The following is a 728-nucleotide window of genomic DNA, read 5'->3' as shown; positions in this document are numbered from 1 at the left end:
GTACTCACATCACTCGAAGTAGTCCTCGTCGACCTCCACGACCGTGAACACCTGGCGCTTCTGAACGCCGACGCCGTACTTGATCATCAGTTCGCTGAGCCGCTGTCCGTCGATAAGCACCACTCTCGTGCCGATACCCTTTGCGTATTCGCGCGCTCCCGAGGAGAAGCGACTTGTCGTGATGAAGATGCCGCGATTCGCTCCCATCCCATGCAGCGCACCGACGAATCCCTGGATATCGGGGCGTTGCACACTGTTCTCCTCGCGATACCGTTTGGCCTGAATGTATACGCGTTCCAGCCCCAGCGGGTCTTGGTCGATTACTCCGTCGACGCCGCTATCTCCCGAACCCCCTAAGACGGCGGCCCGCTGTTCGGTGCCTCCATACCCCATGGCGACAAGCACGTCGAGGACTGACTGCTCGAGGAAGCTCGGGTCTTGTCCGCGGAGCCGCTTGAGCAACTCGGCCGCCACTTCGGCGTGTACCGCTGCGACACCGTTCTCGATCATTTCCAGTGGGTCAGCTGCGTCGTCCGTCGTCGGCCCGACCACGGTGCTCTTCGACTCGGCTTGCCCAGCCCTGACCGATGACAAATAGGTTTGATAGGCGGGCAGCGTCTTGAGCGTCTTCTCAGATATGTCGATCGGGTGTTGCGTCAGGAAGTCCCGACCAGCGTTGTTCAGTTGGTACGTCGCACGTTGCGGTTTCTCAATCAGTTCGGCCTTGT

1 protein-coding gene is annotated in these 728 nt (G+C 60.0%); it reads right to left on the bottom strand.

Annotation, left to right across the window (positions count from 1 at the left end; genetic code table 11):
• Positions 1-9 precede the first annotated feature (9 nt).
• Positions 10-728, bottom strand: a 719-nt coding sequence (locus IMZ11_RS42945; protein ID WP_228649367.1) for a restriction endonuclease, incomplete at its 5' end; no start/stop codon positions are given.

It is taken from the genome of Microtetraspora sp. AC03309 (genome assembly GCF_020826795.1).
Classification (GTDB): domain Bacteria; phylum Actinomycetota; class Actinomycetes; order Streptosporangiales; family Streptosporangiaceae; genus Microtetraspora; species Microtetraspora glauca.
Note: the sequence above shows the minus strand (reverse complement) of the source record. Positions and strands in the feature narration are given on the sequence as shown.